This is a genomic window from Nonomuraea polychroma (genome assembly GCF_004011505.1).
GTDB lineage: Bacteria > Actinomycetota > Actinomycetes > Streptosporangiales > Streptosporangiaceae > Nonomuraea > Nonomuraea polychroma.
On record NZ_SAUN01000001.1, the window covers coordinates 6,970,563 to 6,984,942 of the forward strand.

Below are 14,380 nucleotides of genomic sequence, written 5' to 3' on the forward strand. Positions count from 1 at the left end.
CCAGCACCCTCTTATCCCGCGTGCGGCGGCTTGTCCCGGTCGCTGTGGGCCTGAGCGTCGTCGTCGCCATGGGGCCCGCGGCGGCCCTCGCAACCCCCACGCCGCCGACGCCGTCCCCGACGGCGAAGAAGTGGACGGCCACTCCCCTCACCCCCGCCGAGGTCGTCGACGGCGCCAAGTCCCCGACGGGCAAGCTCGCCAAGAGCGACCAGGCCCTGCTGCGTAACACGTCATCCAAACCGGTCAACATCGTGGTCAAGCTGGACTACGACTCGCTGGCCGCCTACCAGGGCGGCCTGCCCGGCCTGCCGGGTACGAGCCCCTCCGTCACCGGCAGGGCTCTCGACACCAGGAGCTCCGAGGCCAGGAGGTACGGCCAGCACATCGAGGAGGTTGAGAACGCCTTCCTCGCCGAGCTGACCAGGAAGGTCCCAGGGGCCGTGGTCGGCCAGCGGATCAGGACGGTGTACGGCGGCATCGCGCTGCGCATCCCCGGCGACAAGGCGGCCGAGGTGCTGAAGCTGCCCGGCGCGGTCGCCGTGCAGGAGGACAAGCCCCAGCAACTCCTCACCGACTCCAGCCCGGCCTTCATCGGCGCCGGCACCGTCTACAAGCAGCTCGGCGGCAGCGACTCGGCCGGCAAGGGCGTGATCGTGGGCGTGCTGGACACCGGCGCCTGGCCCGAGCACCCGTCCTTCGCCGCCCGATCCGGCCTGCCCGATCCCGGGCCGACCAAGGACGGCTCGCCGCGGGTGTGCGACTTCGGCGACAACCCGACGACTCCGGCCAGCGACCCGTTCACCTGCAACAACAAGCTCATCGGCGGGCAGCCCTTCCTGGAGACGTACAACGCGGTCTTCGGCGGCGAGGTCTATCCCGACAGCGCCCGTGACTCCAACGGCCACGGCACCCACACCGCCAGCACGTCGGCCGGCGGGCCGGTGGCCGACGCGAACCCGCTGGGCATCAGCCGCGGCCCGATCCACGGCATCGCGCCCGGCGCCGCGGTCTCGGTCTACAAGGTGTGCGGCGCGGAGGGCTGCTTCCAGTCGGACTCGGCGCAGGCGGTGGCGCGGGCCATCCTGGACGGTGTCCGGGTCATCAACTTCTCGATCTCCGGCGGCAGCGACCCGTACAGCGACCCGGTGGAGCTGGCGTTCCTCGACGCGTACGCGGCGGGCGTGCTGGTCTCGGCGTCGGCGGGCAACTCCGGGCCCGGCCCGGACACCACCGACCACCTCGGCCCCTGGACGACCACGGTGGCGGCCTCCACGCAGACCAGGACGTTCCAGTCCACGATCACGCTGACCGGCGGCGGCGCCACGGCGACGATCAAGGGCGCCTCGATCACGCCAGGGATCGGCTCGCCGCTGCCCGTGGTGCTCGCCTCGGCGCCGCCGTACTCGCGGCCGCTGTGTGACGCGCCGGCGCCCGCCGGGCTGTTCACCGGCAAGATCGTCGCCTGCGAACGCGGCCCGAACCGGGTGCTGAAGGGCTACAACGTCATGCAGGGCGGCGCGGCCGGGATGATCCTCTACAACAGCTTCCCGTTCGACGTCTTCACCGACGCCCACTGGATCCCGTCGGTGCACGTCGACAAGCCGGAGGCCGACACTCTGCTGAGCTTCCTGTCCGCGCACCCGGACGCGGCCGCCTCCTTCACCCAGGGCGCCAAGAGCACCTGGCAGGGCGACGCGATCACGCACTTCTCCTCGCGCGGCCCCGGCGGGGACTTCCTCAAACCGGACGTCACCGCGCCCGGCCTGCACATCATGGCGGGCATGACCCCCACTCCCGAGTCGCCTCTCGGAGGACCTCCGGGCAACCTCTACCAGGTGATCTCGGGCACGTCCATGTCGGCGCCGCACGTGGCGGGGGCGGCCGCGCTGCTGTTCGCCCTGCATCCCGGCTGGACCCCCGGACAGGTGAAGTCCGCACTGGAGACCACGGCCAAGACCGCGGTCACCAAGCAGGACCGGACCACCCCGGCGGACCCGTTCGACATGGGAGGCGGGCGCATCGACCTGACCAAGGCCGGCGATCCCGGTCTGACGCTGGACGAGAGCGCGGCCGGCTTCGTCGCCTCGGCCGCCGATCCGCTCAACCGGATCGACCTCAACCTGCCCTCGGTGAACGCCCCGACCATGCCGGGCGTCATCACCGCCAAGCGCACGGTCACGAACGTGACAAACAAGACGCTCACGTTCACCACCTCGGGCAAGACGGTCAGCGGCGCCGACATCACGGTGCTGCCGCCGCGCTTCTCCGTCGCACCGGGCAAGAGCGCCAAGCTGAGCGTGGTCATCACCGCGCCCGACCTGCCCGACGGGCAGTACTTCGGCCAGGTGGACCTCAAGCAGGTCGGCGGCTCCCGCGCGCTGCACCTGCCGGTGGCGTTCTTCCGCAAGGAGGGCGCGGTGCCGGTCGACCAGACCTGCGCGCCGGACACCGTCGCCAGGAACACCGGCGAGTCCACCTGCACGGTCACCGTCCAGAACAACACGCTCGAGAACGCGGAGGTGACCGCTCTCAGCACGCTCGACGCCCGCCTGCGCCTGAACAGCGTCACGGGAGCCACCAAGATCGGCACCCAGGTCGCGACCACGAAGGCGACACTGGCCGCCAGGCAGCCCGCCAGGCCGACGATCGCACCGGGTGCGGGACCGGCCGGGTACGTCCCGCTGGACTCCTTCGGCGTCACTCCGATCCCGATCGGTGACGAGCAGGCGGTGAACTTCACCCTTCCCGCGTTCACCTTCGCCGGCGAGAGCTACACCAGGCTCGGCGTGACCTCCAACGGCTACAGCGTCGCGGGCGGCGCCACCTCCGGCGACATCACGTTCACCCCGCAAACGCTGCCCGACCCGGCGCGCCCGAACGGCGTGCTCGCCCCTTACTGGACCGACCTCGACGGCACCGGCGCCCCGGGCGTCCTCGCCACGATCCTGTCCGACGGGGCCAGCAGCTGGCTGGTGGTGGAGTGGCGGCTGAACCTCTTCGGCACCACCGACACCAAGGTGTTCCAGCAGTGGATCGGGCTCAACGGCGCGGAGGACATCAGCTACGCCTACGACCCGGCCAACCTGCCCGGCGCGCCTCCGGCGAGCTACGGCCTGACCGTGGGCGCCGAGAACCGGGAGGGCACCGCGGGCGACCAGATCACCGGGCTGCCCACCGGAGATCTCGTCGTCAAGAGCACACCCGCGGTTCCCGGCGGCTCCCTGACGTACTCGATGAAGGTCAAGGGGGTCAGCCCGGGTGTCGGCAAGGTGACGACGGCCACCTCGACACCGCAGGTCCGCGGGATCACCGTCGAAGTGGACAAGATAACCGTCCAATGATCTGACCGCAGCCGCGGGCGGCACAACCGCCCGCGGCTGCCGCGCAGGGCAGTAGGCCGTCAGCGATCGGCCACCGGGGCGTCCACCGGCTCTGAGGCGCCGGCTTGCCTGTGGACGATCGGGTGCCGGGGCCACCTCAGTCGATGGTGATCAACCCCCGCTGGTAGGCGCGGATCAGCGGCCGGGGCACGAGCACCTGGCGGCCGTTCACGGTGATCGGCACCAGGTCCGGCGCGGCGGCCTTCCACTGGCTGCGACGGTGGCGGGTGTTGCTGCGCGAGGTCTTGCGCTTGGGTACGGCCACGGTTACCAGCTCGCCTTCGTGATGCCGGGCAGTTCCCCGCGATGGGCCATCTCGCGGAAGCGCACGCGGGAGAGGCCGAACTTGGTGAGGTGCCCGCGGGGGCGGCCGTCGACGGAGTCGCGGTTGCGCACGCGAGTGGCACTGGCGTCGCGCGGCTGGCGGGCGAGCTCGCGCATGGCCTGGTCGCGTTCCTGCGGGGCGCCGGTGCGGATGATCTCCTTCAGCGCGGCCCGCCGTTCCGCGTACCGCAGCACCACGGCCTTGCGCCGCTCGTTGGCGGCGATCTTGCTCTTCTTCGCCATCACACCTTCTCTCCTCGGGCCCGGATCCGGGCGACGGCCTGCTCGATGCCGATCTTGTCGATGGTCTTGATCGCACGGGCGCTCACCGTGAGCTGGACGAAGCGGCCCTCGCTGGGCAGCCAGTAGCGGCGGCGCTGAATGTTGGGGTTCCAGCGTCGCCGGGTGCGCCGGTGGGAGTGGGAGACGTTGTTGCCGAAGACCGGCTTGACGCCGGTCAGCTGGCAGTACGCGGACATCAGGTCCTTCCGTAACTCTGGTTGATCCGCTCGACCCGCCCGGCGGTGTCCAGGACGCGGCTGCGGCCGGTGGAGCAGCCCTTCGTCATCGCTCCTCCCGGAAGAGCACGTGCCGGCGGATGGTCGGGTCGTACTTGCGAAGGGTGAGCCTGTCGGGGTTGTTTCTGCGGTTCTTTCTGGTCACGTAGGTGTAGCCGGTGCCTGCCGTGGATCGGAGTTTGATCACGGGGCGGAGCTCGTTTCTGGCCACAGCGGTTCCTTTCTGCTTGCGGCGTTGTGACATGATAACGACAACGATTTTCATCACCGCAACTGGAGGCTCAGTGCCCACCCCCGTTGTCCTGGTCGCGGGACTGCACGGCGCGGCCCGTACCGCCGCCGTCGAGCGGCTGCTGGCCGACCATCCGGGATCCATCGCCATCCACCACGACCTGCGCGAGGTCACTCAGGACCGCGTCCACCGCAGCGTCCGCGACACCACAGGCGTGCTGGACACCGCCGAGGTGTGCCTCGCCCACGGCTGCGTCACCTGCACCGTGCGTGAAGACCTGCTCCCCCAGCTCGTCGCGCTGGCGCCCCGCGCGGCACTGCTGATCGTGGACCTGTGGGACTCAGTGGAGCCGCGCTCGGTGGCCGAGGCCGTCGACTGCGACGAAGCCCGCGACGTGCTGCGGCTCACCGCCGTTCTCACCGCGCTGGACGCCGAGGCCCTGCCCGACGACATCACCCGCGGCGAACAGCTCAGAGACGTCGGCAAGCCCGCGGCCGCCGCCGACCAGCGCTACCTGGCCGAGGTCCTGGCCAGGCAGCTCGAGTACGCCACCGGCCTGGTGTTGTACGGCGGCGACGAGGACGACCAGGACCTGTCGCGCCGGGTGCTCGCCCACCTCGCGCCCATCAGCCCTGTCCACGCGGTCCCCACTCTGCCGCCGGTCAGCGGCGCGGCCGTGTGCACCGCCGAACTGGCCGAACGAGTGGATCCCGCCACCGCGCAGCTGCCCTGCGACGCCCAGACCGACGAGATCGTCACCACGGTGTGGCGCAGCCGCCGCCCGCTGCATCCCGGCCGCTTCTTCGAGGCCGTGGACGAGCTGGTCGTCGAGTCGGTACGCTCACGCGGCCGCTTCTGGCTGGCCACCCGGCCGGAGCAGCTGCTGGCCTGGGACGCCGTGGCCGGGATCGTCTCGGTCGAGGACGCCGGCCCCTGGCTCGCCGCGCTGCCCGAGGCCGCCTGGGACCTGATCTCTCCCGCCCGCCGCCTGGCCGCCACCCTCGACTGGCACCCCGAGCGCGGCGACCGCGTCCAGCACCTCGTCTTCACCGGCCCCGACCTCGACGTCGGCCGCTTCCACGCGCTGCTCGACTCCTGCCTGCTCACCGAGGCGGAGGAAAGCGCCGGCCCCGACGCCTGGACCCACTACGACGACCCGTTCGCCGCCATCCTCACCCTCAGGGAGAACGCATGAAAAACCGCCGCACCCCGCGCAAGAAGCCCAATCCGCTCCTGCACGTCGACCGCATCGACTACAAGGACACCAACCTGCTGCGGAAGTTCGTCTCCGACCGGGGCAAGATCCGCAGCCGCCGCGTCACCGGCGTCACCGTGCAGCAGCAACGCCAGATCGCCCAGGCCATCAAGAACGCCCGTGAGATGGCCCTGCTCCCCTACGCCTCCCGTCCCGGCGCCTGAACGACCGCACTGCCCGGGTCTCTCGGCACGGGCGGCCTGGGCCTGCCGGATGCCCGCAGGCGTTCGGCAGGCCTGGCCGACGATCAACGGGGCGTTCAGTGGTCGTCCCAGTGCCCTTCGTGGGAGGCGTGGCGGTGCCCGTCGTGGACATAGTCGACGTGATCGGCATGCGGAACGGCCACATGCCCACAGCCGGGCCCGTGCTCGTGGGCGTGCTCGGTGTGCTGGCCGTGTTCGGCGGCGACTGTCATGTCCAGGCTCCTTACCGATTCTTCACTGAAGGTCAGTTATCGGTCTGTTGCTGACATAATTAACGCTATGCCGAAACTCGCGCCGGCTGCCGGCGTTCAGGGTGTCTGCACGCCGGTCGGCGGGAGCGCCACGCCAAGGACGGCCGTCGCCATCGACGTGAGCGCCCGGTTGACGGTGGTGAGCCCGATTCCCTCCCCTGCTCGTGCGGCTCGGCATGGACATGCTGGGCCGAGATCGTCTTACAGGATCGTGGTCCACCGCACAATGCTCAGCGGAGGACAAATCCCAAGGCCTTCTGCCCGACTTTCGACGCGGCCGGCCGCGCGCCTCACTCCCACGCGGGGTCCTCTGCCAGCTTCTCGGCGATCCGGTCGTGGAAGCTCTTGCGTGCGAGGACGTGCTCGATGTCGGCGACCACCCGGCTGAGCGGGTAGGGGATCTCGCCCTCGATCTCGGCAATGGCGGCCTCGGTGGCCCGCCATTCCGCCGCCAGACGGCCGACGACGCCGCGGGCCTTGTCCGTGAGCGTCACCTTCTTGCTGCGCGCGTCGTCGCCCGGCACGGTCCGGACCCAGCCGCCCGCCCGCATCGCCGCCACCTTCTGGCTGAGTGCCGAATGCGTCCGGCCGACCGACTCGGCCAGCTCGGAGATGGTCATCGGCCCGTGGGCGTGGAGCCGGAGCAGCTCCATCACGAAGCTCGGCTTGAGTCCCTTGATGCGCTTGTCGGAGTAGACGCGGGCGATGTCCGCGTCCATCGACGCCTGAAGCAGCCGCAGAGGCCGCCAGAGGCTCTCATGGGTGGGATCAGGTGCATGGGGATCGACCATGAGCCCATTGTAACAGCACTAATATAAGTGCTGTTACGATGAGACGTTTTCCCCGCTTCTGATCTACCTGACTATTGTGATCTCCATCTGTCGGAGGGGGACACAGTTGATGGCTACGGGCGGCGGGTCCGAGGCGTCTCTGGGGAGCCGGTACGTGCTCTTGGACGAGATCGGCGCCGGCGCGATGGGGACCGTCTGGCGGGCACGGCAGCGCGACACCGGGGACACCGTGGCGGTGAAGCTGCTGCGTGAGAGCTTCGCCGGCGACCAGGACCTGGTGCTGCGGTTCGTGCAGGAACGCAACATGATGCGGACCCTCCGGCATCCCAACATCGTCACGGTGCGCGACTTCGTCATCGAGGGAGAGCGCCTCGCTCTCGTGATGGATCTGGTTGAGGGCGGAGATCTCCGTACCCTGCTCCAGCAGCGCGGCACACTGCCCCCGGCGGAGATGGCCCGGCTGATGGCCCAGGTCGCCGACGCGCTGGCGTTCGCGCATGAAGTGGGCATCGTGCACCGTGACATCAAGCCGGGGAACGTCCTCATCGACGGGGCCACGGGGCAGGTACGCCTGACGGATTTCGGCGTGGCCCGCATCGTCCACGGTCCGGGTCTCACCCAGACCACCTCGATCATCGGCACGCCCGCGTACCTGTCTCCCGAGGTGGCCGAAGGCAGTGCCCCCACCCCGGCGGTGGACGTGTACGCCCTCGGCCTGATCGTGTACGAGCTGCTCGCCGGACGCCCGCCCTTCGTCGGCGACCACCCGATGGCCCTGCTCCGGCAGCATGCGACGGCCATGCCCCGGCGGCTGCCGGGAATGCCTGACGCCTTGTGGTCGGTCATCTCGGCCTGCGCGGCGAAGGATCCGGCCGGACGCCCCGGTGCCCGGGAGGTGGCGGCGGCGCTGAGCGGGGCGGCGGCGTCTCTGGCCGGATGGCCCGCCCTGCCTCGAGTCCCCAGAGAAGAAGCTCCGTCCGTAACCTCCGAGGCCCTCCCTTCGACGGTCCCGCCTGCCCCTGGCGATCCTCAGGTTGCTGGAACGGACGGCCTCACCACCGCACCCCCGGCTTCCGCCGCCGGCCACGGCACCGTGACCTCGACCCGGCGCGGGCGAGCCCGGCAGCGCCTGGTCATCGTCGCGACCACCTGCACGGCGCTGGTGCTCAGCGCGGCGGCCGTGGCCGTCGTGGCACCGTGGCGGGCCACGGACGCGGGGGTCGCACCCGTCGCGGCCGGCGCCTCAACGCAATCGACCGAGGAGCCGGCCGCCACAGCCGAAACCCCATCGACCGAAGTGGCAAGCTCCCCGGTACGTTCACCGAGAGTGCGGACGGAGCGGAAGCGCGCCCCCGAGACGACCGTTTCTGAACCGGCCACCCCACCCAGCTCGACCGAACCTGAGACGCGGCGCGTCCGGACTCCCCAGCCGAATCAATCGACGCCCGGCACGGCCGATCCTACGGACGACGACCGCCCGGCCGAGCCCCCGGAGCGGGACCCGGCGCCGAACTGGCGATGCCGTGAGTGGGCCTCCGCGGGCACCGGCAGCGGCACGGAGATGGCGCCCTGCATGGCCCTGGTCGGCGACACCTTCTACCTGCTGGGGAAGATCAGGGGATCGAGCTCGGTACGGTCGGACATCCACGTCCAGTTGTACAACAGCGACGCGGAAAAGAACCTCTCCCAGCCCTTCATCTGCGCGAACGTCTCCCCGTCGACCGCGGGTGAGGTTGTCACGTGCGGCCCCTTCAAGGCCACCACTCCGCGTGTCGGAGCCAAGATCGACGTGCGCCAGCGCTGGAGGAAAACGGGCACGGCCAATTTCGGCGGCGGCGTGGAGAGCCCCTGGGTTCTCTGGTAGCCGCGGGCCGAGACCATGGGAGCGGCCGTCGCGCTCACCGACGCGACGGCCGTGGGAGTGCTCGCCCCTTCCCCTGTGATCGCGGACCGAACCGCCCACCGCTGGTGGAGCGGCGCCTGCACCGCCGCGACCAAGCCGACCAGCATCCCCAAGGCGCACAGGAGGCCTAACAACCGTCGCCTTGCCATCGCCAGACCTCCAGCGCTAAGAGGCGGCCATGGCCGGGAGCCGCCATGTTACGGACGACTGTCCGCCTTCGATGGATGCCCCGCACCACGAGGCTCTTGACAGCGATCGCGTCGCGCATTCATTCTGAGTCCACTTACGCGACCGTTGTACGGACGATTGTCCGTTGAAGCTGTCTCCGCACATAGGAGCACCAGATGAGCAGCACCGCCGAGCGTCCCCAAGGCGGCACCTCCCCCGCGAGTTCCCAGCAGTTGACGAAAGCCTCCGTCGCGATCGGCTTCGCGGTCCTCTGCGCCTCGTACATGCTCAATGCGATGGACCGGCAGATCTTCTATCCCCTCTTGCCGGAGATCAGGGCCGAGCTCGGCTTCTCCCTTGACCAAGGTGGGCTGCTGGCCACCGGCTTCACCCTGGGACTCGCGCTCGCCGGGCCTCCGGCCGGCTATCTGGCCGACCGGCTTTCACGCAAGGCCATCATCCTCGTCAGCGTGCTCGTCTACTCCCTCGGCACGCTCGCCATCCCGCTGTCCGTGGGCTTCGCCGACATGAGCGCCTACCGTCTGCTGTCCGGTGTCGGCGAGGGCGTCCAGGCCACCGCGCTGTACGCGGTGATCGGGGCGTTCTTCTTCCACCGCCGCGCGCTGGCCGCCGGGGTCGTGGGGGTTGCCTTCGGCCTGGGCGTCTTCCTCGGCCCGCTGATCGGCACCGGCATCGCCGAGAGCTGGGGAACCTGGCGTGCGCCGTTCTTCCTGTTCGCCGCCGCCGGTCTCGTCATGAGCTTGATCATCGCCGCCACGGTGTCGCGCACGATGACTGAGGCGGTCACGGGCGCCGGCACCGAGCCCGGCGCCGCGTCCTACGACCACGTGCCGGCATCCCCTTACAACCGCAACACCCTCGGCGTGGGCATCGCCTGCGCCGTGTCCGGCCTGGTCTTCTACGGCTACCTCGGCCTCTATCCGACCTTCCTGCGCGAGGGGCTCGGTTTCGCCCCCGACCAGGCGGCCTTCGCCGTGTCCATGGGCGGCCTGGGCGCCATGATGGCCCTGCCGGCCGGCTGGCTGGGCGACCGGCTCAACCAGCCCCGCCTCCTGATGTTCGCCATGGCCGCCACCTCGGTCACCGCGTACCTGATGTACCAGGTCACCACCTCGGTCCCGGCGCAGTACCTGCTGTCCTTCCTGATGGGCACGTTCGCCAGCGGCTTCCTGTTCACCAACTGCTCCACCGCGATGCAGCGCGCCGTCCGCCCGCACCACGTCGGCCGCGGCGCCGGCCTGTTCATCCTCACCTACTACGTCGCCGCCGCCTTCTCCGGGCTGCTGTTCGCCCGCCTGGTAGGCGCCGTGGGCTGGGGCGGCGCCGGCCTCTGGCAGCTCACCCTCCTTCCCGTGCTCGGCATCGCGGGCCTCCTCCTGGTCGACCCGGCGAGGATGGTCCTCCAGCGAACGCCCAGGTGATCGCCGGGACAGTGGGGCGGCACTCCCGCCGTATAGTCGAATTCATGAGCACCAACGGGACGCACTCGCCGGCGGCCGAGCATGCCGAGGGAGATTTCGGCTGGTCCCTTGGCGTGCTGTTGCGGGCGCTCCACGGCTCGCTGGAGTCGGTGCTGGGCGATCTGCCGCACGGTCCGCGTGGTTATCAGACGTTGTCCACCGTGGTCCACGGTGATCAGCCGAGCCAGCTGGCGCTGGCGGCGCATCTGGGCATCGACCGGACCGTGCTGACCTACCTCATCGACGATCTGGTCGAGGCGGGCCTGGTGGAGCGCCGGCTCAACCCGGCCGACCGGCGGCAGCGCAAGATCGTCGCCACCGACCAGGGGACCGCCACCCTGCGCGAGCTCGAGCGGCGCGTGCGGATGGTCGAAGACGGCGTTCTGGAGGCGCTGGACCCGGACGAGCGCGAGATGTTCAGGAAGCTGCTCCGGCGGGCGGCCTGCGGCGCGCGCACCGTCGAGCCGGACACCGATCCCTGCGTCGTGGTCGAAGAGGTGCTCGGCACCGGACCCGGTTCCCCTCGCACGTAGCAGCCCGCCTTCATCCCTCATCGCGGCCTCTGGCGCTTCGGCGTCGGAGGCCGCTGTCGTGCTGCCCCGGCTTGGAATAGCCGAGGCAAATCTGCGGTTTGGCAACACGTATTCTCCACATACAGTTTGTTCCGCCACACATCTGTGCGGCAGATCGATGAAAGGGGTCAGGGGACTCATGGCTGACTACGGCCACGACCTGTTGTTCGGGTCGTTCATCACCCCTGTCAACACCGCTCCCGAGCAGGTGCTGGACTTGGCGCAGGCCTCCGAGGAGGCGGGACTGGACCTGGCGACCTTCCAGGACCATCCCTACCAATCGGGCTTCTTGGACACCTGGACGCTGCTGAGCTACGTCGCGGCCCGCACCGAGCGGATCCGCGTCACGGGCAATGTGATCAACCTTCCGCTACGGCCGCCGGCTGTGCTGGCCCGCGCGGCGGCCAGCCTGGACCTGCTCAGCGGCGGCCGCTTCGAGCTCGGCCTGGGCGCCGGGGGGTTCTGGGACGCCATCGAGGCCATGGGCGGGCGCCGGCTGAGCCCCGGCGAGTCCGTTCAGGCGCTCGATGAGGCGATCGACATCATCCGCGGTGTCTGGGACGCCGGCAACAAGACACGCCTGCGCGTGGACGGCACGTACTACCAGGTCGCGGGCGCCAAGCGCGGCCCCGCCCCGGCGCACGACATCGGGATCTGGCTGGGCGCCTACAAGCCGCGGATGTTGCGGCTGATCGGCCGCAAGGCCGACGGCTGGCTGCCGTCGCTGCCGTACATGCAGAGCCTGGACCAGCTCGCCGAGGCGAACGCGACCATCGACGCCGCCGCCGTCGAGGCCGGCCGCGATCCCGCCGCCATCCGCCGGCTGCTCAACATCGGCGGGCAGTTCGGCCCGCCCAGCGACCGGCTGCTGTCGGGCCCGCCCGAGCAGTGGGCCGAGCAACTCGCCCTGCTGACCCGGCAGTTCGGATTCTCCGGCTACATCCTCATGGGCGACGACCCGGCGACCCTGGAGATCTTCGGCCGGCAGGTCGCGCCGGCCACCCGCGAACTGGTGGCGGCGGCCCGCCAGGCGAAGGCAGAGGTCTGAGCATGGACTACAGCCAACCCCTGCGGTTCGGCGCCCTGATCGACACGACGGCACTCCCTCGCCGGGCCTCCTCGCCGCAGGAGGCCGTCGCCCACGCCACGCTGAGCGAGGAACTCGGCCTGGACCTGGTCGCCTTCGACGGCCGCCACGACGAAGCCGCGCTCGACGTGTGGACGGTGATGAGCTGGGTCGCCGCGCGTACGCGCACGATCGGCATCACCGGCCTGCTCGATGCCGGAGCACGGCCCCCCGCGGTGCTGGGCCGCTCGGCCGCCGGTTTGGACCTGCTGGCCTCCGGCCGGTTCGCCCTGGCGCTGAGCGGGTCGGGCCGCTGGGAGGCACGCCAGGCGGAAGGGTCCGTGCAGTTGCCTCCCGCGCAGGCCGCCGCGGCGCTGGACGAGGCGATCGAGGTCGTACGCGGCATCTGGGCCGCCGATGAGCAGGCGCCTTTGCGCCTGGCGGGCGAGCACTACCACCTCGACGGCGCCGAGCGGGGGCCGGCACCGGCCCACACCATCCCCATATGGCTCGATGGCACGCAGCCGGAGCTGCTGGAGGTGGCCGGTGCCCAGGCCGACGGCTGGCTGACCGTCCTCGGCGACCTGGCGCAGTTGCCCGTCCGGCAGAAGACCATCGACGAGGCGGCGATCCGCGCCGGACGGGACCCGCGGGAGATCCGCCGGCTGGCCGTCATCCCGGTCTCCGGGCGGCCCTGCGCCGACGACCTGGCGCTGCTGGCGACCGAGCACGGCATCAGCACGTTCCTGCTGGCCGGCGCGGGCCGCGACGACCTGCGCCGGTTCGCCGAGCAGATCGTGCCCGCGGTCAAGGCGGCCGTCGCCGCCGACCGCGCCGCACGCGGCCAGGCCGAGGCCGTGATCCCCAGCCTGCGGGTCCGCCGGCGCCGCCATCGGGACATCGACTACGACGCCGTGCCCACGCACCTGGCCCGGGTCGAGCCCGGTGACGCCGGCTACGCCCGGGTGCGCTCCACCTACCTGCGCGGCGGCTCTCCCGGCCTGGTCCTGCGGCCGGGCACACCGGACGAGGTCGCCGACGCGCTGGCCTTCGCCCGCACCCAGCCGGTGAAGCTGGCCGTCCGCAGCGGTGGACACGGCATCAGCGGCCGCTCCACCAACCGCGGCGGCATCGTCATCGACGTCTCCCGGCTGAACGCCATCGAGATCCTCGACGAGCGAACCCGCCGCATCCGCGTCGGCCCCGGCGCCCGCTGGAGCGACGTTGCGGCGGCGCTGGCCCCGTACGGGTGGGCGCTCAGCTCCGGCGACTACGGCGGCGTCGGCGTCGGCGGGCTCACCACCGCCGGCGGCATCGGCTGGCTGGTACGCGAGCACGGCCTCACCCTCGACCACCTGCGTGCCGTGGAGATGGTGCTGGCCGACGGCACTCTGGTCAGGGCGGACGACACCGAGCATCCCGAACTGTTCTGGGGCGCGCGCGGAGCGGGGGCGAACTTCGGCATCGCCACCGCCTTCGAGTTCGAGGTGGACGAGGTCGGCGACGTCGGCTTCGCGCAGTTCGTGATGGACGCCTCCGACACGGCGGGCTTCCTGCGGAGCTGGGGCGCCGCCGTCGAGGCCGCGCCCAGGGACGTCACCAGCTCACTCATCATCGGCCGGCCCCGCCCGGGCAGGCCGACGATCGCCCAGGTCATGGCCGTGGTGGACGCCGGCGACGCCGGCACCGTGCTCGACCGGCTGCGGCCCATCGCCGCCGTGGCCCCGCTGCTCGACTACAGCATCCAGATCCTGCCGTATGCGGCGATCATGAACGTGCCGCCCGGCACGCACGCCGGCCAGGGGGAGCCGGTGACCCGCTCCGCCCTCGCCGACCACCTCACGCCGGAGCTGGCGGACGCCGCCGCCCGCCTGATCGACAGCGGTGAGCCGTACTTCTTCCAGATCCGCGCCGTGGGCGGGGCGGCCTCCGACGTCCCCGCGGACGCCACCGCGTACGCGGGCCGGTCGGCGAACTTCCAGCTGGTGGCCTTCGGCTCCAGCCGCGCCCGGCTCGACCGCCTCTGGGATGAGATGCGGCCGCACTTCTCCGGGATCTACCTCAACTTCGAGACCGACCTGCGGCCCGAGCGCGTCCACGACGCCTTCCCGGGCGAGACGTTGCGGCGGCTGCGCGCGCTCAAACGCCGCTACGACCCCGACAACCTCTTCCGCGACAACTTCAACATCACCCCGGCCGAGTGACAACCAGCGCCGACGCGTGAATCACCGGGCGT

13 protein-coding genes and 1 pseudogene are annotated in these 14,380 nt (G+C 70.9%); 8 read left to right on the top strand and 6 right to left on the bottom strand.

Going from position 1 to position 14,380, the window contains the following annotated elements:
- Positions 1 to 20: 20 nt before the first annotated feature.
- The gene (locus EDD27_RS57960) at positions 21 to 3,341 is read left to right on the top strand and encodes a S8 family serine peptidase (protein ID WP_277750765.1); all 3,321 of its coding nucleotides are present in this window, start codon (positions 21 to 23) and stop codon (positions 3,339 to 3,341) included.
- A gap of 136 nt (positions 3,342 to 3,477) precedes the next feature.
- Here EDD27_RS57960 and rpmF read toward each other — a convergent pair whose 3' ends face one another.
- From rpmF to rpmG, 4 genes are all read right to left on the bottom strand, one after another.
- A complete protein-coding gene (gene rpmF, locus EDD27_RS31780; protein WP_127935658.1) occupies positions 3,478 to 3,645 on the bottom strand; it encodes a 50S ribosomal protein L32 in 168 nt (55 codons plus the stop codon).
- A gap of 2 nt (positions 3,646 to 3,647) precedes the next feature.
- Positions 3,648 to 3,947: a 30S ribosomal protein S14 gene (gene rpsN, locus EDD27_RS31785; RefSeq protein ID WP_127935659.1), complete on the bottom strand. Its 300-nt coding sequence runs from the start codon at positions 3,945 to 3,947 to the stop codon at positions 3,648 to 3,650.
- On the bottom strand, positions 3,947 to 4,183 hold the full coding sequence (gene rpmB, locus EDD27_RS31790) for a 50S ribosomal protein L28 (RefSeq protein ID WP_127935660.1): 237 nt from the start codon (positions 4,181 to 4,183) through the stop codon (positions 3,947 to 3,949). The genes rpsN and rpmB overlap by 1 nt, the downstream gene beginning before the upstream one ends.
- An 85-nt stretch (positions 4,184 to 4,268) precedes the next feature.
- Positions 4,269 to 4,433, bottom strand: a complete 165-nt coding sequence (gene rpmG / locus EDD27_RS31795; protein WP_127935661.1) for a 50S ribosomal protein L33 — start codon at positions 4,431 to 4,433, stop codon at positions 4,269 to 4,271.
- A gap of 73 nt (positions 4,434 to 4,506) precedes the next feature.
- Between rpmG and EDD27_RS31800 the strand changes: the two genes are divergently transcribed.
- Both EDD27_RS31800 and rpsR read left to right on the top strand, forming a co-directional pair.
- On the top strand, positions 4,507 to 5,649 hold the full coding sequence (locus tag EDD27_RS31800) for a CobW family GTP-binding protein (RefSeq protein ID WP_241564366.1): 1,143 nt from the start codon (positions 4,507 to 4,509) through the stop codon (positions 5,647 to 5,649).
- Positions 5,646 to 5,873, top strand: coding sequence for a 30S ribosomal protein S18 (gene rpsR, locus EDD27_RS31805; protein ID WP_127935663.1), 228 nt, complete (start codon positions 5,646 to 5,648; stop codon positions 5,871 to 5,873). The genes EDD27_RS31800 and rpsR overlap by 4 nt, the downstream gene beginning before the upstream one ends.
- A 95-nt stretch (positions 5,874 to 5,968) precedes the next feature.
- On the opposite strand, the gene EDD27_RS54665 is transcribed toward rpsR, so the two are convergent.
- Positions 5,969 to 6,124 (bottom strand): hypothetical protein, encoded by a 156-nt coding sequence (locus EDD27_RS54665; protein WP_164903865.1) that lies wholly within the window; start codon positions 6,122 to 6,124, stop codon positions 5,969 to 5,971.
- Between the two features lie 329 nt (positions 6,125 to 6,453).
- Positions 6,454 to 6,954 carry a MarR family winged helix-turn-helix transcriptional regulator gene (locus EDD27_RS31810; protein ID WP_164903866.1) on the bottom strand — a complete coding sequence of 167 codons (501 nt, stop codon included), beginning with the start codon at positions 6,952 to 6,954 and terminating at the stop codon, positions 6,454 to 6,456.
- A 154-nt stretch (positions 6,955 to 7,108) separates the two neighbouring features.
- Here EDD27_RS31810 and EDD27_RS31815 point away from each other — a divergent pair, with 154 nt between their 5' ends.
- The 5 genes and pseudogenes from EDD27_RS31815 (at position 7,109) to EDD27_RS31835 (ending at position 14,348) form a co-directional block, all read left to right on the top strand.
- Positions 7,109 to 8,818 (top strand): serine/threonine-protein kinase, encoded by a 1,710-nt coding sequence (locus EDD27_RS31815; RefSeq protein ID WP_164903867.1) that lies wholly within the window; start codon positions 7,109 to 7,111, stop codon positions 8,816 to 8,818.
- A 383-nt stretch (positions 8,819 to 9,201) separates the two neighbouring features.
- Positions 9,202 to 10,467, top strand: coding sequence for an MFS transporter (locus EDD27_RS31820; RefSeq protein ID WP_127935665.1), 1,266 nt, complete (start codon positions 9,202 to 9,204; stop codon positions 10,465 to 10,467).
- Between the two features lie 44 nt (positions 10,468 to 10,511).
- On the top strand, positions 10,512 to 11,039 hold the full coding sequence (locus EDD27_RS31825) for a MarR family winged helix-turn-helix transcriptional regulator (protein ID WP_127935666.1): 528 nt from the start codon (positions 10,512 to 10,514) through the stop codon (positions 11,037 to 11,039).
- A 178-nt stretch (positions 11,040 to 11,217) separates the two neighbouring features.
- Positions 11,218 to 12,105 (top strand): annotated as a pseudogene (locus EDD27_RS31830) (LLM class flavin-dependent oxidoreductase); the annotation flags it as partial.
- Positions 12,106 to 12,128: 23 nt separating this feature from the next.
- The gene (locus tag EDD27_RS31835) at positions 12,129 to 14,348 is read left to right on the top strand and encodes an LLM class flavin-dependent oxidoreductase (RefSeq protein WP_127935668.1); all 2,220 of its coding nucleotides are present in this window, start codon (positions 12,129 to 12,131) and stop codon (positions 14,346 to 14,348) included.
- Positions 14,349 to 14,380: the final 32 nt, after the last annotated feature.